General features: G+C 49.8%; 12 protein-coding genes, 2 tRNA genes and 1 pseudogene. 9 read left to right on the forward strand and 6 right to left on the reverse strand.

Features of this window, described 5'->3' with window-relative positions:
* The first annotated feature begins 124 nt into the window (after positions 1–124).
* The 3 genes and pseudogenes from NE637_RS12665 to NE637_RS12670 all read left to right on the forward strand — a co-directional run bounded on the left by NE637_RS12665 (position 125) and on the right by NE637_RS12670 (position 1364).
* Positions 125–454 carry a hypothetical protein gene (locus NE637_RS12665; protein ID WP_225529929.1) on the forward strand — a complete coding sequence of 110 codons (330 nt, stop codon included), beginning with the start codon at positions 125–127 and terminating at the stop codon, positions 452–454.
* Positions 399–572 (forward strand): annotated as a pseudogene (locus NE637_RS15905) (potassium channel family protein); the annotation flags it as partial. The gene NE637_RS12665 and the pseudogene NE637_RS15905, both read left to right, overlap by 56 nt.
* A gap of 99 nt (positions 573–671) precedes the next feature.
* A complete protein-coding gene (locus tag NE637_RS12670) occupies positions 672–1364 on the forward strand; it encodes a potassium channel family protein (protein WP_227119490.1) in 693 nt (230 codons plus the stop codon).
* Between the two features lie 66 nt (positions 1365–1430).
* On the opposite strand, the gene NE637_RS12675 is transcribed toward NE637_RS12670, so the two are convergent.
* Complete coding sequence (locus NE637_RS12675; protein ID WP_306804724.1) at positions 1431–3200, reverse strand: methyl-accepting chemotaxis protein; 1770 nt, start codon at positions 3198–3200, stop codon at positions 1431–1433.
* 707 nt (positions 3201–3907) lie between these two features.
* Here NE637_RS12675 and NE637_RS12680 point away from each other — a divergent pair.
* The 3 genes from NE637_RS12680 (at position 3908) to NE637_RS12690 (ending at position 7025) form a co-directional block, all read left to right on the forward strand.
* The gene (locus NE637_RS12680; RefSeq protein ID WP_215648788.1) at positions 3908–4522 is read left to right on the forward strand and encodes an RICIN domain-containing protein; all 615 of its coding nucleotides are present in this window, start codon (positions 3908–3910) and stop codon (positions 4520–4522) included.
* Positions 4485–5552: an SPL family radical SAM protein gene (locus tag NE637_RS12685; RefSeq protein WP_227119488.1), complete on the forward strand. Its 1068-nt coding sequence runs from the start codon at positions 4485–4487 to the stop codon at positions 5550–5552. The genes NE637_RS12680 and NE637_RS12685 overlap by 38 nt, the downstream gene beginning before the upstream one ends.
* A gap of 543 nt (positions 5553–6095) precedes the next feature.
* Positions 6096–7025, forward strand: a complete 930-nt coding sequence (locus NE637_RS12690) for a class I SAM-dependent methyltransferase (RefSeq protein WP_227119487.1) — start codon at positions 6096–6098, stop codon at positions 7023–7025.
* A 373-nt stretch (positions 7026–7398) separates the two neighbouring features.
* Here the strand turns inward: NE637_RS12690 and NE637_RS12695 are convergent.
* Positions 7399–7475, reverse strand: a tRNA-Pro gene (locus tag NE637_RS12695).
* A gap of 36 nt (positions 7476–7511) precedes the next feature.
* Positions 7512–7587, reverse strand: a tRNA-His gene (locus NE637_RS12700).
* A gap of 230 nt (positions 7588–7817) precedes the next feature.
* Here NE637_RS12700 and murA point away from each other — a divergent pair.
* The gene (murA, locus tag NE637_RS12705) at positions 7818–9068 is read left to right on the forward strand and encodes a UDP-N-acetylglucosamine 1-carboxyvinyltransferase (RefSeq protein WP_192112350.1); all 1251 of its coding nucleotides are present in this window, start codon (positions 7818–7820) and stop codon (positions 9066–9068) included.
* A gap of 108 nt (positions 9069–9176) precedes the next feature.
* Positions 9177–9869, forward strand: coding sequence for a BON domain-containing protein (locus NE637_RS12710; protein WP_227119486.1), 693 nt, complete (start codon positions 9177–9179; stop codon positions 9867–9869).
* 146 nt (positions 9870–10015) lie between these two features.
* Here the strand turns inward: NE637_RS12710 and NE637_RS12715 are convergent, their stop codons facing one another.
* From NE637_RS12715 to NE637_RS12725, 3 genes are all read right to left on the reverse strand, one after another.
* A complete protein-coding gene (locus NE637_RS12715) occupies positions 10016–11230 on the reverse strand; it encodes an HD domain-containing phosphohydrolase (RefSeq protein WP_256267749.1) in 1215 nt (404 codons plus the stop codon).
* Between the two features lie 33 nt (positions 11231–11263).
* A complete protein-coding gene (locus NE637_RS12720; protein ID WP_227119484.1) occupies positions 11264–11449 on the reverse strand; it encodes a hypothetical protein in 186 nt (61 codons plus the stop codon).
* Positions 11450–11519: 70 nt separating this feature from the next.
* The gene (locus NE637_RS12725) at positions 11520–13277 is read right to left on the reverse strand and encodes a methyl-accepting chemotaxis protein (RefSeq protein ID WP_227119483.1); all 1758 of its coding nucleotides are present in this window, start codon (positions 13275–13277) and stop codon (positions 11520–11522) included.
* Positions 13278–13769: 492 nt separating this feature from the next.
* Between NE637_RS12725 and NE637_RS12730 the strand changes: the two genes are divergently transcribed.
* A complete protein-coding gene (locus tag NE637_RS12730; protein WP_215648775.1) occupies positions 13770–14666 on the forward strand; it encodes a LysR family transcriptional regulator in 897 nt (298 codons plus the stop codon).
* The last annotated feature ends 94 nt before the right edge of the window (positions 14667–14760 follow it).

Consider the following 14760-nt stretch of genomic DNA (forward strand, 5'->3'; position numbering starts at 1 on the left):
CACCTTGCCTTTTCATTCAACTTTGAGGGTGTTGCACTTGCAAGTTGAATCCGCCACTACAAAAGAGCTCATTGCAAAAAATTTTCCATCCGCAGACTAAGCGTTCCACACAACTTCCATAGACATGCTGCACGGAGCTTTTTCTGGACTTTTCATAAAAAGAAAAAATATTTCAAATATGCTCCATATTCTGTTGAATTCTGGAGGATTCGCTCGTAAATCACTTAGCACAACAAGCAAATCAAACATGCTTGCTGAAGGTGGCGTAAGTACACTTGCAACAGCAAGCTACACCGCAAGATGCGCTTGGCTGCTCACCAATGGAGCAATAATTGAAAAAAAAGCTCTACATAAAATTGTTGCGCATCAGACAGCGCATGGGCATATTCTGGCCGCTGATGATCAACGGCACAGTACTCTTTGTTATATTTATACTTGGCAGCCTTGGGTATAAATATGTTGAAGGTTGGTCGCTGTTTGACGGTTTTTACATGGTGCTTATCACCCTTTCAACAATCGGATTCGGCGAAATACACCCCCTGAGCGAGCAGGGAAAGCTGCTTACCAGTGCTGTTATTATTTCTGGCGTAGTATATTTTGCGCTTCTCATTGGTTATTTTGTGCAATTGGCTTCAGAAGGACGCGTATTTCAAATGATGCGGAGGCGCAGAGTGGACAAGGCAATTGCGGCACTTTCCGGCCATTGCGTTTTGTGCGGTTTTGGCTTGGTGGGCCGGGTTGTGGCCGCTGAACTGGCCGCAGACGGCGTTGACGTGGTGGTGGTTGAAACCGATGACAAAAAGGCAGAAGAAATCGAGAGCGCGGGCTATTTTCTTGTGCTTGGCGATGCGACATCAGACAGCGTCATGATGCGTGTCGGGCTCGACAGGGCAAAGGCTCTTGTGGCTTCAATGTCCAACGACCCCGCCAACGTGTATGTGGTGCTCTCTGCCCGGGCCATGAACCCCGATCTCTACATTGTTTCACGCGCCAGCGACAATCGCCACATCAGCAAGCTCAAAACCGCAGGGGCCAACCGGGTCATACTGCCGCACATGATCGGCGGACAGTCCATCGCCCAAGCCATTCAGCGGCCCCTGGTGGAATCCTTCATGCACCGCAGCAACACCAACGATGAAGTGCTGCTCGATGAGTTTCTGGTTTCGGATACATCGCCTCTTGTGGGCAAAAGCCTGGCGGAAGCTGCCCTGACCAGATCGCATGATGTTATCATCCTCGCCATTAAAAGCCAGGATAGCCCCATTTTGCAAAAAACCAGGGCTGACACGGTAGTTCAGGCGGGTGATGTGCTGCTTGTGGCTGGATCAAAAATCCATCTGCAAGGCCTCAATGAAATGATGTAGCACCACACATCCCTTGCCGAGGCAGAAGACCGCGCAAGCTGAGCGGCCTTCTGCCAGAGTATCCCGCTAACCCTGATTTTTCATGTCGCGGATAAGCCCCTGAAGTACCTGAGATTGCTGTGCCAAATCCGCCACTGCCTTTGCCGCCTGCTCCATGGCCTGCGCTGTTTCTGACGAAATTGTGGCAACCTGCTCCACCGAATGATTGATCTCCTCGCTGGCTGCCGACTGTTGTTCGCTGGCCGTGGCTATGGACTGCACCTGATCGTTGACCAGGTGCACATTTTCCAGAATCTGCTTCAGCGATTCGCCGGAACGGATTGAAAGTTTTGTGGCTTCTTCGATGGATTCTGCAGACTTATCCACATTATCAATATTCTTTTTTGTGCCTTCCTGAATACCTCTGATGGCCTGCCCCACTTCTTGCGTTGCAGTCATGGTTTTTTCAGCAAGCTTGCGCACTTCATCGGCCACCACGGCAAATCCGCGCCCTGCATCACCGGCCCGTGCAGCTTCAATGGCGGCATTGAGCGCCAGGAGGTTTGTCTGGTCGGCAATATCGGCGATAACACTCATAATCTGGCCGATACCTTCTGCCTGCTGGCCCAGAGCGTTCATATCTTCCATGATGGACAGCGACTGTTCATGCACAGATTCTATGCCCTTGACGGCATCACTGACTATTTTTGCGCCTTCAAGCGCCTGCGTCTGCGCCTGACTGGAGACGTCCGCCGCCTGCTGCGCATTTTTTGCCACCTCAAGCACGGTGGCGTTCATTTCTTCCATAGCCGTAGCTGTTTCCCGCACACGGCTCGACTGTTCGTCCGCCCCACGGCTGGACTGCTCAATCTGGGCAGACAGCTCCTCCGATGCAGAGGTGACTATTTCAACAACGCCCTCGAGCTGCCGGGCCGCCTGCAGCATGCCCTCTGCCTTGGCTCGTTCCGCCTGCTTCCGTGCTGCTTCTGCCTCAAGGGTGGCCTGCTGGGCGCGTTCAGATTCTTCTCTGGCTTCCTGACTCTTTTGATCGGCCTCGGCTATTTTTCCCTTGAGGGCTGCAACCATTTGCTTCATGGCGCCAAAAACGCCAATTTCTTTCCGGCTGGGATTAAACTGCGCGTTCAGGTCGCCGCCAGCGATGCGCAGGGCAAGGTCAGCAAGCGATGCAGGTTCATCACCAAGCTGGTGGAGCATATTGCGGGCAAGCAGGTAGCCAAGGCCAAGGCCAAGCAGCAAGGACACCACAACCCCCGCCATGGTAATATTTCTGGCTAGTATAAAATCCGCCTTGCTTTGCTGGCTGACTTTCTGGGCATAAGCAATCTTTGTATTAACAACATCCTGAATCGTCGCTGCAAGATTGCGCGTTTTTTCTCTGCCTGTAGTCAAGGACATCTCTTGCGCCTTGGCTTTCATAGCCGGGTCTGTGGTTTTTCCCAACTCGACTGTCTTATTGTGAACGTCCCGCCACTCCTTGACCACGCCAGACATCTTTGAAAGGATCGCTTGCCCCTCTGCTGAAACAAAATATTTTTTTATTTCCCCAAGATAGTTATCAAGAACAGCGTATTCATCCGCAAGCGATTTGAGCTGTTTTTTGCTTTCTTCGTCCGTGGTACTTATGATGAGGTTTTTTTCTTCACGGACAATACGCAGCACGCTGATGTTTATGGATCTCGCTATATCAAGCCCTCGCATATGAATTGAATACAGCTCATCAACATCATTAGATATATTGCTCAATTCCCTTACGCTAAATGCTCCTACGCCAACTGTAAATAATGAAAGCAACAAACTTAACCCAAACAGTTTTTGCATAGTTGAAATTTTAGACATGTTCGTTCCTTCCTTGTTGTGTGTGCATCATAAAGCGTGAACCAGTCACTCGCCCCCACAAAATCGGCATTATTATATATTCGGCAATCACAAATATACGCTTAGGGGAATTTTTTAAAAACGTACCTTATCTAAAAACATATTTTAAGTAGTTTTTAGATTTAAAATAGAAAATGATACAATTATAAAAAAGTTTTATTAATTATTCGTCTAAATTTTCAGCAATATAATCGATATGAAAGTATCGGCTATCCAAAAAAAATTTTCCCCACCAAGCCCTGCAGTCCCTTTTGCAAATACAACACTTGCGCATCTTCCATATTCAATTACACTTTACAACACAGCACCACACCAGACTCTCATGTTTACTATAAAAAATTTGACACGACATAGACTACTTGACGATAAAATTTACAAATATTTCTTCCACAACATCGTATAATAGAGAATAAATTATTTTTTTATCAGAACAAAATTGTTAATTAAGTTTGACAATGACATTACCAAAATGATTCGTACATGTGTCGTCACAGACAGTACTGCTTGGCAGTCAACTGTAACAAATATCTAGACCAGTTTATTAAAACTGAGCTAAATACCAAACAGATACCTGCAGCGCACGATACTGGATACGATCAGTTCCCTTGCCCCTCTTCCTGCCAGCAGGCAGCCACGTACAACGGCACTTTGCCCTGTGATGAGCCCCCATGAAGAACATCCAGAAAGTCATGAAAAAAATTTCAGGCATCGCCGCATGCTCTAGCCTGGCGATACTGCTGACCGCCTCCCTTATTCTTCCGCAGGTTGCCCTTGCCGCTGTAATTGCGGATGGCGACTACCTCATTCAGATGGCAGACAGCGATCTGGCAGTAGTTTCCAGCGGCATGACCGTGAGGGAGCGGGTTACACTCGGACAGAACGAGCAGGCGGGCATCTGGCGCTTTGAGCACCTCGCCAACGACAACTACAAAATTATTGCGCCCAAGCTGGCAATGGTTCTGGATTCATCTGAAAGCAAAAAATACAATGGAGTTCCCACCATCATATTTCCTTGGCATGGCGCCAAAAATCAGCGATGGAAGGTCATTGAAAAAGGGGAATTATACAAGCTTATCAATCAGGAAACAGGCCTCGCCCTTGACCTTAAAGGCAATGTGCAACGCGTGGGAACGGTTTTTCAGGGATACACGGAGAACGCATCACGCGGGCAGCTCTTCCGCCTGACGCCAATGGGCAGACAAAGCCCGCCAACAAAGGCGCGCGACGGTCAAGAAAAGGAACCGCTTGTTAAATCATTCAGCAACGGGCCTGCGGGGCAGTAGATTAGCCCAGAGAACAAACTCTGCCGCCGCTTGCCTGCGCCAGCCTGCGAAGGAAACGCCCGACAGCGGGGATAGCTGGCGCACATGGCAAGAACGGCGCGACACGTCAAGTCAAGACAACAGCACCGCTGCACAATATTCAGGCGGGAACGAACAGATGCATTTTGTGAAGGCGAAGGGAATTTTATCCGCTAAAAATGGCATGAACATCTATCGCGGATGTTCGCATGGATGCATCTATTGCGACTCGCGCAGCGCTTGCTATGGCATGGAGCATGAATTTGAAGATATAGAAGTTAAAGAAAACGCCATAGAACTTCTTGAGAGCGCGCTTCAGCGCAAACGCAAAAAGTGCATGATTGGCACAGGTTCCATGACGGATCCCTATATCCCGGCTGAAATGGAAATCGGGAATGTGAGAAGGGCTTTGTCGCTGATACATGAGTACGGTTTTGGCTTTACCGTGATCACAAAGTCAGATCGAATATTGCGCGACCTCGATCTGCTGCAAAAAATTAATGAAAAGACCAAGTGCGTTGTTCAGATAACCTTGACCACACACGATGAAGAGTTGTGCAAAAAGCTGGAACCCAACGTAAGCACCACAAGGGAGCGCTTTAATGTGCTGCTTCGCTTACGCGATGCCGGGATCCCGACTGTGGTATGGCTTTGCCCCATTCTACCGTTCATCAATGATACAAAAGAGAATATTGCAGGGATCTTGGAGTATTGCGCCGAGGCAAGGGTGCGCGGCATCATCAACTTTGGCATGGGAATGACTCTTCGCCATGGAAACCGGCAATACTTCTATAGCCAGCTTGATCGTCATTTTCCCGGAATGAAGGAAAGATACATTCGCACCTACGGAACGCAATACATATTGAGTAGTCCGAACAACAAATACCTGATGGACTTTTTCCGGCACTACTGTTCGCAGCGTGGCATCATGCATGAGCCTGAGCAAATTTTTCAATACCTGAGTACGCTAGAAGAAAAGCAGGCCTCCAAGCAACTGAGCCTCTTCGGGTGATGTGCTGCATTCTGTGACTATGCAGAAATAAAAGCCATGATGCGTTTGCGTGTTCGCGTGCTGAAACTGGCAGAACAACAACGGAGTTTCGGTTCACCGCACCTGCATGAATTATTGCATCGCGAATTGTTCGTGCAGAACCACAAGCTGGCAGAGCAGATTACAACACCGAACGGGTGGACAGCAGTCTGGACACTGCATCCCCAACGAAGTACATAAGGACATCCACAATTTTGATGAAACCTATCCGAAGAAAGAAGAAAGCAAAAAGGCGCTGCAAAGCACAATCACCTCTATCTTAAGCTTGTCGCCAAACGGTTCAACATATCAGGATCACCCTTCGGGTGTGTTGGCTGAAATTCTTGCACAGGCAGAGCATAATAAACCGGCAATTTTCAGCCTGATGCAAAATGCATCAATCGGGGCTTGCCCCCCATAGCACCTGTGATTCCATTCGCCTGCGCTGCGGGCGTAAAAGATCACGACATCCTGCCACTAACAAGCACTGGAGTGCGGTACCCAGCACTAACGGAGCATCTGCACATGACCATGCCAACATCCCTGCCGCTTGATTGCGAAGAACTGCCAATTTACCCCATGCCCACTGCAAATCAATTGCGCATGGTGGAAGAAAGCGGCCTGTTTGACGAGACATGGTACCGCCGTTGCTACCTGATGGGCAGAACCGCCACCATGCCCCCGCTTGTGCATTATATGCAGTTTGGACCGCGCAAGGGCTATCAGCCAAACAGACACTTCATGCCGCTGAACTATCTGAGATTTCACCCGGAAGCACTGACGCAAAACATCAATCCGCTGCTGCACTATATACAAAACTTCAGACAGGTGACCGAACTGTCATCGCAAACAGATATTGATTTTCACCAGATTTACCATTGCGGCGGATTTGGTGGGAATGAAAGCTGCTCAGGCACAGGGTCATCACTACGGCAAACTGCAACATTGCGCCCAGAGCTGCAAAAAATCTTTCTCAAATATACTATCAAAAGTGTTTTGGACGTTCCCTGTGGCGACTGCAATTGGATTTCTGCAATGGATTTTACAGGTATCACATATACCGGAGGAGATATCGTTGAGGATTTGATAGAGAACAATAAAATTAAATTGGGCAGAGGGTTTTCATTCCTGGTGCTTGATTTGTGCCGTGGGCCGCTGCCAGCAGCAGACATGCTGCTGACACGAGACTGCTTTGTGCATTTGAGCTTTGAGGAAATTTTTAAGGCTCTGGCCACCATAAAGAACAGTGACATCAACTATTTTGCCGCCACAACATTTACCAATTGCACAAAAAATTACGATCTGGACCAGATCACCCGCTGGCGCCCCTTGAACCTGTGCCTGCCGCCCTTCAACCTCCCCGCCCCTTCTGACCTGATCAACGAAAACTGTACGGAGAATGCCGGTCAGTACCAGGACAAATGTCTGGCAATATGGGAAGTGACGCAACTGTAGAATATACGGCGAGCTACTTGCGACAACTGCGTGCTGTGCCGCGGGCGCAGAACCATTCACATCCGGCACCCCAAAAGCCTGCCACGCTAAACACGCCTTTGACTCAGTTTTACTATCACATTGAAATACTACAAAGTTAATATATTGCATTGATATTTTTGTCAGCGCATTCCACAAAAGTGTACATTTAAAAAAATAGCAATGAAGCAGATCATCCAATAGCCAGCCAATTACCAAATCACACGCTGATCGCCTACACTTTCTTAACGTTGCGCAACAATTGTGAAATTCTGTAAATCACACCTTTGCGATCCCATTCAACGCAAGAAAGGGATAGTTAAACTTTCGTCTAACTATCCCTTTCTTGGATAAATGGTCGGAGCGAAAGGATTCGAACCTTCGACCCCCTGCTCCCAAAGCAGGTGCGCTACCAGGCTGCGCCACGCTCCGAAAAAAAACCCGCGCCGTTGCGGCGCGGGAAAATTGTGGGGCGAAAGATGGGACTTGAACCCACGGCCACCTGGGCCACAACCAGGTGCTCTACCTACTGAGCTACTTCCGCCACGGGAAAATTCTTATAAGCAGGTTATTTTAGTTTGGCAAGCATTTTTTCCACATAGCTTCATCTGGATTTTATCTAGAAAAGTAACTACACTTGCATCCGCTGCTTGGCTTGGCGGCAAAATACCCGCCAGCCAGGCCATTTGCCCGCCTCGCAAGCCATGGATATCGCATCTGTGATTCAGGCGCTTCCGGCACGTCAGGCGTCAAACATTTTTTCGGGGACACTCCATGGACAAACTGGTTATTGAAGGCGGCGTTCCGCTTACTGGCGGCATTGAGGTCAGCGGCTCCAAAAATGCGGCCTTGCCCATTCTTTTTGCCTGCATTCTGCTGTCAGAGCCGGTCACCATCACCAATGTGCCCAACCTGCGCGATATACATACCACAATCAAGCTCCTGAACATGTTGGGCTGCACCTGCGAATACAACGATCATCGGGTACAGGTGCAGCCCGGCAATTTACTGCCGGAAGCTCCATATGACCTGGTGCGCACCATGCGCGCCTCTGTTCTGTGCCTCGGCCCGCTGCTGGCCCGCATAGGTCAGGCGCGTGTGGCCCTGCCCGGCGGCTGCGCCATTGGGGCGCGCCCCGTAGACCAGCACCTCAAGGGTCTGGAGCAGATGGGCGCCAGCTTTCAGCTTGAAGAAGGTTATATCATTGGCCGCTGCCGCCAGCTCAAGGGCGCGCACATATCTTTTGACATGCCCACAGTGGGCGGCACGGAAAACCTGCTCATGGCCGCAGCTCTTGCAGATGGCGAGACCGTGCTTGAAAACGCCGCCCGTGAGCCAGAAATTGTTGACCTCGCAAACTTTTTGCGGGCCTGCGGCGCAAAAATCGAAGGGCACGGCACGTCCGTTATCCGCATTCAGGGCGTTACCTCCCTGCACGATGGGGAATACCCCGTCATGCCCGACCGCATTGAGGCGGGAACCTTCCTCGTGGCCGCGGGCATTACCGGCGGCGAGCTGATGCTGCGCAACTGTCCTTTCAAGGATCTTGAAGCCGTCATTCTCAAGCTGCGCAGCATGGGCATGGAGATCACCAACACCCCCGAGGGCGTGTTGGCGCGTTGCGCTGGCCCCCTGCGCGGCACGGATGTGAAAACCCAGCCCTACCCAGGCTTTCCCACAGACATGCAGGCCCAGCTTATGGCGCTCATGTGTCTTGCCGAAGGGGCCAGCGTTGTGGAAGAAAGCATTTTTGAAAACCGCTTCATGCACGTGCTTGAGCTCATGCGCATGGGCGCGCAGATCAAGGTTTCCGGCCACACGGCCATGGTGCGCGGCGTGCAGAAGCTCACCGGCGCGCCGGTGATGGCCTCCGATCTCCGCGCCAGCGCATCCTTGGTTCTGGCAGGTCTTGCGGCCAAGGGCGTCACCGAAGTGCGGCGCATCTACCACCTCGACCGTGGCTATGAGAGCATTGAACACAAACTGAATGCCGTTGGCGCGCGTATCCGCCGCGAGAAAGAATAAAAATCGTTCAGCTCCTTTTGCGGTTGCGCCATGCTGGCTGCCAGCAAAAACGAGCTGAACGTCTACGTTAAGACGCTTCGCCCGCAACGCGGGTTTCAGGAGGATTCCATGAAACGACTGGCGCTTCTACTGCTGCTGCTTTGCGTCACCTTGCTCAACGGTTGCGCATACACCGGCTATTCCATTTATGACGACCAGCGCCTGATGGGTACCATGTCGGACGACAAGGAACTCTCTGCCAAGATCAAGACGGCCCTGCTGGACGAAAGCTTCTCCGGCGGCTGGTCTGTTGCGGTATACAGTTTTTACGGCCATGTCTTCCTTGTGGGCGAAATACCCGACACCATGCAGGGCAAGGCTGTGACCATAGCCAACCGCTACAAACCCCGCTCGGTCACCACGCACTGGTTTACCCCCGCCACCAGCGACACCAGCAACTTTGTGCTGGCCACCAAGCTGCGCAAAGACCTTATTGCAACCAAGGGGCTTTCTTCCACCCGCATAGATACGGAAGTGAACTCCGGGCGTGTGGTTCTGCTTGGCGTGGTAAGGGATGATGCGGAAAAGCAGCTCGCCATCCAGGCCGCACGCGGGGTTGGTGGCGTGACCGGCGTAACAAGCTACCTCATGTTTCCCCAAAAGGCGGGCCAGCTTGATAATATGCAGCCAGAACACGCCACCGGCGTGAGCCCCATGGACGGCAGCATGGAACCCTCCGGCAGCCCAAGCAGCACGCCGGTTCCCAGCGGAGCAAACAGCTCCGGTGGTTCGGGCGATGTGGAGTCGCGCGAGCTGCCCTAGACCCGGCGCAGGCCGCTGATAATTCCAGATCCCCGCAACTGGCAGCTACGCCTCCCCTCCAGCGCATTCCCCTTTGAAATAAAAAGCTTACCGGTGAAAAAGTTCGCCGGTAAGCTTTTTGCGTTTAGATCGCAGAAAGACCCGCCCTAGACGCGAGTCCATGCGCACAATTTGCGCATGGCAAGAAATTTTGCAGCCGCATCGCGCTGCGCTCTAAACCGCACCTGATTGATCTGCAACGCATTTTTTACAACCAGCGCCACAATATCCGCATCAAGCTGCCTGTTCTCCGCCATGGCCGACATACAGGCAACCACGCGGGTCAGTTCCATGCCGCCCCGGTACGGGCGGCTCTCTGTCAAGGCGGTAAACACATCAGCCACAGCCATAACGCGCATTGGCAAGGTGAGCTTTGCTGCTCCCAGACCATACGGATACCCTTTTCCATCAAGCCTTTCGTGATGCATCCCGGCCCAATCGCACACGCAGTGAAAACCGGGGATTGAATCAAGAAGCTGTATCCCAATCTCGGCATGCTGCTTTATTTCATGCCGTTCTTGATCAGAAAGCGACCCAGGTTTCTCAAGAATATCCACAGGAACCGCCAACTTGCCTATGTCGTGCAAGAGCCCTGCAATGTAGATCGTCAGGTAATCTTCGCTTGATGCCAGACCAGTCAGCTTGAGTATTTCCTGCGCAGTGTGGGCAACGCCGTGTGAATGCGTTGCAGTGAACGGACTTTTTGAGTCAATAATCTGAGAAAACAGATCGCACAAAATCAAGAGATTTTTGGTTGAAAGAATGTCTTTGCAAAATTCATTGCTCAAATACGCATTCATCGCCCTGGATGATTGATATGCAGCAATAATGGTTTTGTTTTCTGCCAGTTTTGCAAAGGCATCACGCCAAATGGATGAGAAATTGTCCGCTTTCTCAAGCATCGCCGCTGCCAGATGGTGAAATTCCACCTCTGGATGGGCGAGCATTTCAGCATCAACCGCATCAGCAAAATAAATGCAGTTTGCCGCTATGGCGTTATCTTCCTGCGGGTTCAGTTCGTTCCACGGAGTCTTTCTGAGCAGAACCATGTTGCAGACATCTTCAGGAAGCTTGGCTGTTCTGCAAAATACCCAGCCAGCCACGCAGTAGTCTTCTTTTTCAAAAACAAAATTGGCCAGGCCATCCTTCAGCGGGATTGTCCCTATCTCATGCAGCATGCTGGCAATAAGCAGGTATTTTCTTTCCTGATGATCCAGGCCGCAATGCCCTGCTAACACCTGCGCCAGATAGGCCACACGCAGGTTGTGTTCTGTCAGCTTTTTGCAAACAAGCCCAAGCGCCCGCGAAAAACCAGAAAGCAAACTGTAAAGGCGAACTGACTCCATTGGCACCACTCAAGCTAGAGGAGAGAATTTCAGCAAGGTATTTCCGACGCTAACAATCGCGCCGCTTGCTTTTTTTGCAAAACGGGCAGGCAAAGCGGCATCTTTGAGGAGAGAACAAAACCAGCCTGAAGAAGACAAAAAGCTGGATTGATAAGCGAAGCAGTTTTCTGCTTTCAGATGGCGGAGGTGCACCATACGGCGGCGCACCTCCGCAGCAGGCAATGTTCAGCACTCTGGCAAATTGATCCCAATAATCCTTGCAGACCTAGCCGTTGCGCATCTCAGAAATAAGACTTGCAAGCTTGCCCGCCTGCACGGCCAGATCGCTTACGGCCTTGGCAGCTTCGGCCATTCCCTCGGCTGTCTGGCGCGACATTTCATTAACTTCAATGATTGTCTGGTTGATTTCTTCGCTGGCGGCAGACTGTTGCTCGCTGGCAGTGGCAATGGCGTTGGCCTGATCGGCTGTAACATCTGCGGTGACAACAATTTCGCTCAGGGCCTGCCCGGAGAGGCTGGCGCTCTCTGTAGCAGTATTGACCTGCTCGACGGCGTTATCCATTGAAACAAGGCTTTTCGTGGTACTTTCCTGAATGGAGCGGATAACCCGCCCAACATCTGTTGTTGAAGCCATGGTTTTTTCTGCAAGCTTGCGCACTTCGTCCGCCACCACGGCAAATCCGCGCCCTGCCTCGCCTGCCCGCGCCGCTTCTATGGCAGCATTGAGGGCCAGCAGATTGGTCTGATCGGCGATATCGGAAATGACCGTCATGATCTGTGAAATATCCTGCGCATGCCCATTCAGTTGCGCCATGTCATCTTTCAACTCCATCGAGAGGCGGTGCACAAGCTGGATACTCTCCAGCGAGTTGCCCACAATCGTGGCCCCGTGCTCGGCCTTCGCCTTGGTTTCTGCCGATGCGGATGAAGCAGCGCCAGCATTTTTTGCAACTTCCTGCACGGTGGCATTCATCTCGTTCATGGCTGTGGCTGCTTCACCCAGCCGCTGGGCAGTTTGCACTGCGCCCCTGTCGGCCTGTTCTATCTGGGCAGAAAGTTGCGTTGAAGCAGAGCTGACCGCATGGGCTACTTCTTCCAGTTGCGCTGCCGCCACAAGCATTGCGCTGGATTTTGACTGGGCAATCTTGCCGGATTCTTCTGCATTGCGCATGGCCTCTGTGGCCTTTGCAGCCTGATTCTGGGCGTTCAGCGATTCATTGTGCGCCTTCTCCATATGGGCTTTGAGCGATTCAACCATTGAAACAATTGAATCATAGACGCCAATTCTGGCACTGCCGTCAGCGATTTCATAATCACCATCAACAACGCGGCGGGCCAGCGAATTCAACTGCCCAGGATCTTTGCCCAACTGCCGCATAACACTGCGCGTCAGCAGGTAGGTAATTATTATGCTGATGACGACTGCAATCAGGCTGAGCACCAAACCTGTATTTTTTGCCATTATGCCAAGCGCTATGGCATCAAGCATATTTTCCTTGCTGCTCCGGGTCGTCAGGTTGACAAGCTCCGCGTAGACAGGGGCAAGCTTACGAAACTGGGGGCCATATTCTGCGGAAAACAGGGCAGTTGCCTCATCAAATTTTCCTTCAGCAACAAGCTTTGTCGAATTTCTCCTTACAATTCCCATGTCTGCGGAAATATCGTCAATCTGCCGGATCAGTTTTTTTGCCTGCGCAGCAATGTCGCCATCAAACAACGCTGTATATTCAATATATCTTTTTTGATCTTCGGCGATTTTTTGTAAGGATTCTTTGATTGCTGAGTCATACCGCGCAGCGGCTGAGGCTTCGCGTGCAAGGAGCATTGTTGTTAGATTTGCTCTCACTGTCCAAAAGTTTAGATGCATATCACCAACAGCTATAACAGCAGGAATATATGCCTTATCAACATCATCGATACTTCCATTTAATTTTGAAGTACTGATTATTGATGATGTTGAAATCGCCAGAATCACAACAATCATGCCAGCAAATGACAAGATAAGTTTTGTGGACAACCGCATATTTTGATCCCCGCATCGCGTGCACGTTATTTTTACTGCCCAAAGGGGCATGACCTCACGTCAAAATCTCCAGTCTGCCTTTTTTATTGATGATAATGCTGCATATACATGGACAATAAGATGTATTTCAGCGATATCGACCCGAGCACTATATAAATATATGTACAGGCTCAGCTCACGTCACACCTCTTCATAATGCGCCATTGAATAACTTTTCCTACTTTAATGCGCTATGTCATCAATACTGATAAGTAAAATAGTATTTTTGCATGCCGCATGCATACCGCAAATATATGAGTTTAACATTGATTCAACCATTTTCCTGACATATACTGTCATGTAAAAAGGCTTATGCACTATGGAATATTGTGCGAAAAATTTCCTAATGCAAAAAAATCTGGATAAAACATTCTACGTTTCAATTTGATGCTTACTTATTGATGGCCACACTCTCAACTGCAAAGACAAGCGCTTGATGCACCAGGTACAACCATGGAAATAAGACATCTTAAGACATTAATGATGGTTGCATCTGCAAGGAGCATTTCAAAAGCATCACACTTATTACACCTGTCTCAGCCATCTGTGACAAGAATAGTGCAAGAAATAGAGACTATTGTAGGATCCCCACTGTTTTCCAGAACAAAAGATGGCATGATTCTCACAAATGATGGAAAAAAATTCTACAAACTCGCCACAAAAATCACCTCGTCGCTTCATAAAACTATATCTGATCTAAAAAATTCACATAAAAAATGCGTTATAAACATTGGATTTTGTCCAAGTATTATGATTTTTGACCTCATTGAACAATTGCGCTACGCAAATTTTAGCATGGATTACATCAGATTTCATGAATTCAATACAAAAAGACAGCTTATAGCGCTAAAGAACAATCAGATTGATATTTCAATCACACGGGGTGCGGACACAGCCCACAGTGAAGGCCTTGAGCAAATAACGCTGCATAAGGCGGAGCTTTTCGCGGTCATTCCGGCTGCGCATCGGCTTTCTGGAAAAAAGACGCTCAATCTGGACGAGATGAAAGACGACCAGTTTGTAACACTGTCTGAAAAGTTCTTTCCATTTTACAACAGCACCATGACTGCCATATGCAAAAATGCCGGGTTCATTCCGCGCATCGGTTTTAGTGCCAATGGATACGTCGCCGCACTGGCAACCATTGCAGCAGGATCCTGTGTGGGGATTTTTCCACGCGGAATTGTCAATTCAATCATACCTGGCTATGTATATATCCCCATACGAGCCAGAGATAATTTCATTGATATAACCTGCTATTTGCGGAAGGGCGAAAACAGAAAAGAAGTCATCGACATTATATCAATAATTCGCAATCAATTCTGCAACTTTGGACTGTCAGATATATAACAAAATTATTATTTTCATATCTCTGAATCATCCACGCCAGATGGGCAAAATGTTGAATGCCGCCAGAATACGGCTTTTCCACCATCCACTCCCC

The sequence above is a fragment of the Desulfovibrio desulfuricans genome (assembly GCF_024460775.1).
Classification (GTDB): domain Bacteria; phylum Desulfobacterota; class Desulfovibrionia; order Desulfovibrionales; family Desulfovibrionaceae; genus Desulfovibrio; species Desulfovibrio desulfuricans_E.

Excerpts from the sequence above, each read along its gene's own strand:
- NE637_RS12710 (WP_227119486.1), top strand. The coding sequence starts at position 9,177 with ATGAAACGACTGGCGCTTCTACTGCTGCTGCTTTGCGTCACCTTGCTC.
- NE637_RS12725 (WP_227119483.1), bottom strand. The coding sequence starts at position 13,277 with ATGCGGTTGTCCACAAAACTTATCTTGTCATTTGCTGGCATGATTGTT.
- murA (WP_192112350.1), top strand. The coding sequence starts at position 7,818 with ATGGACAAACTGGTTATTGAAGGCGGCGTTCCGCTTACTGGCGGCATT.
- NE637_RS12680 (WP_215648788.1), top strand. The coding sequence starts at position 3,908 with ATGAAGAACATCCAGAAAGTCATGAAAAAAATTTCAGGCATCGCCGCA.
- NE637_RS12690 (WP_227119487.1), top strand. The coding sequence starts at position 6,096 with ATGACCATGCCAACATCCCTGCCGCTTGATTGCGAAGAACTGCCAATT.
- NE637_RS12730 (WP_215648775.1), top strand. The coding sequence starts at position 13,770 with ATGGAAATAAGACATCTTAAGACATTAATGATGGTTGCATCTGCAAGG.
- NE637_RS12720 (WP_227119484.1), bottom strand. The coding sequence starts at position 11,449 with ATGGTGCACCTCCGCCATCTGAAAGCAGAAAACTGCTTCGCTTATCAA.
- NE637_RS12675 (WP_306804724.1), bottom strand. The coding sequence starts at position 3,200 with ATGTCTAAAATTTCAACTATGCAAAAACTGTTTGGGTTAAGTTTGTTG.
- NE637_RS12665 (WP_225529929.1), top strand. The coding sequence starts at position 125 with ATGCTGCACGGAGCTTTTTCTGGACTTTTCATAAAAAGAAAAAATATT.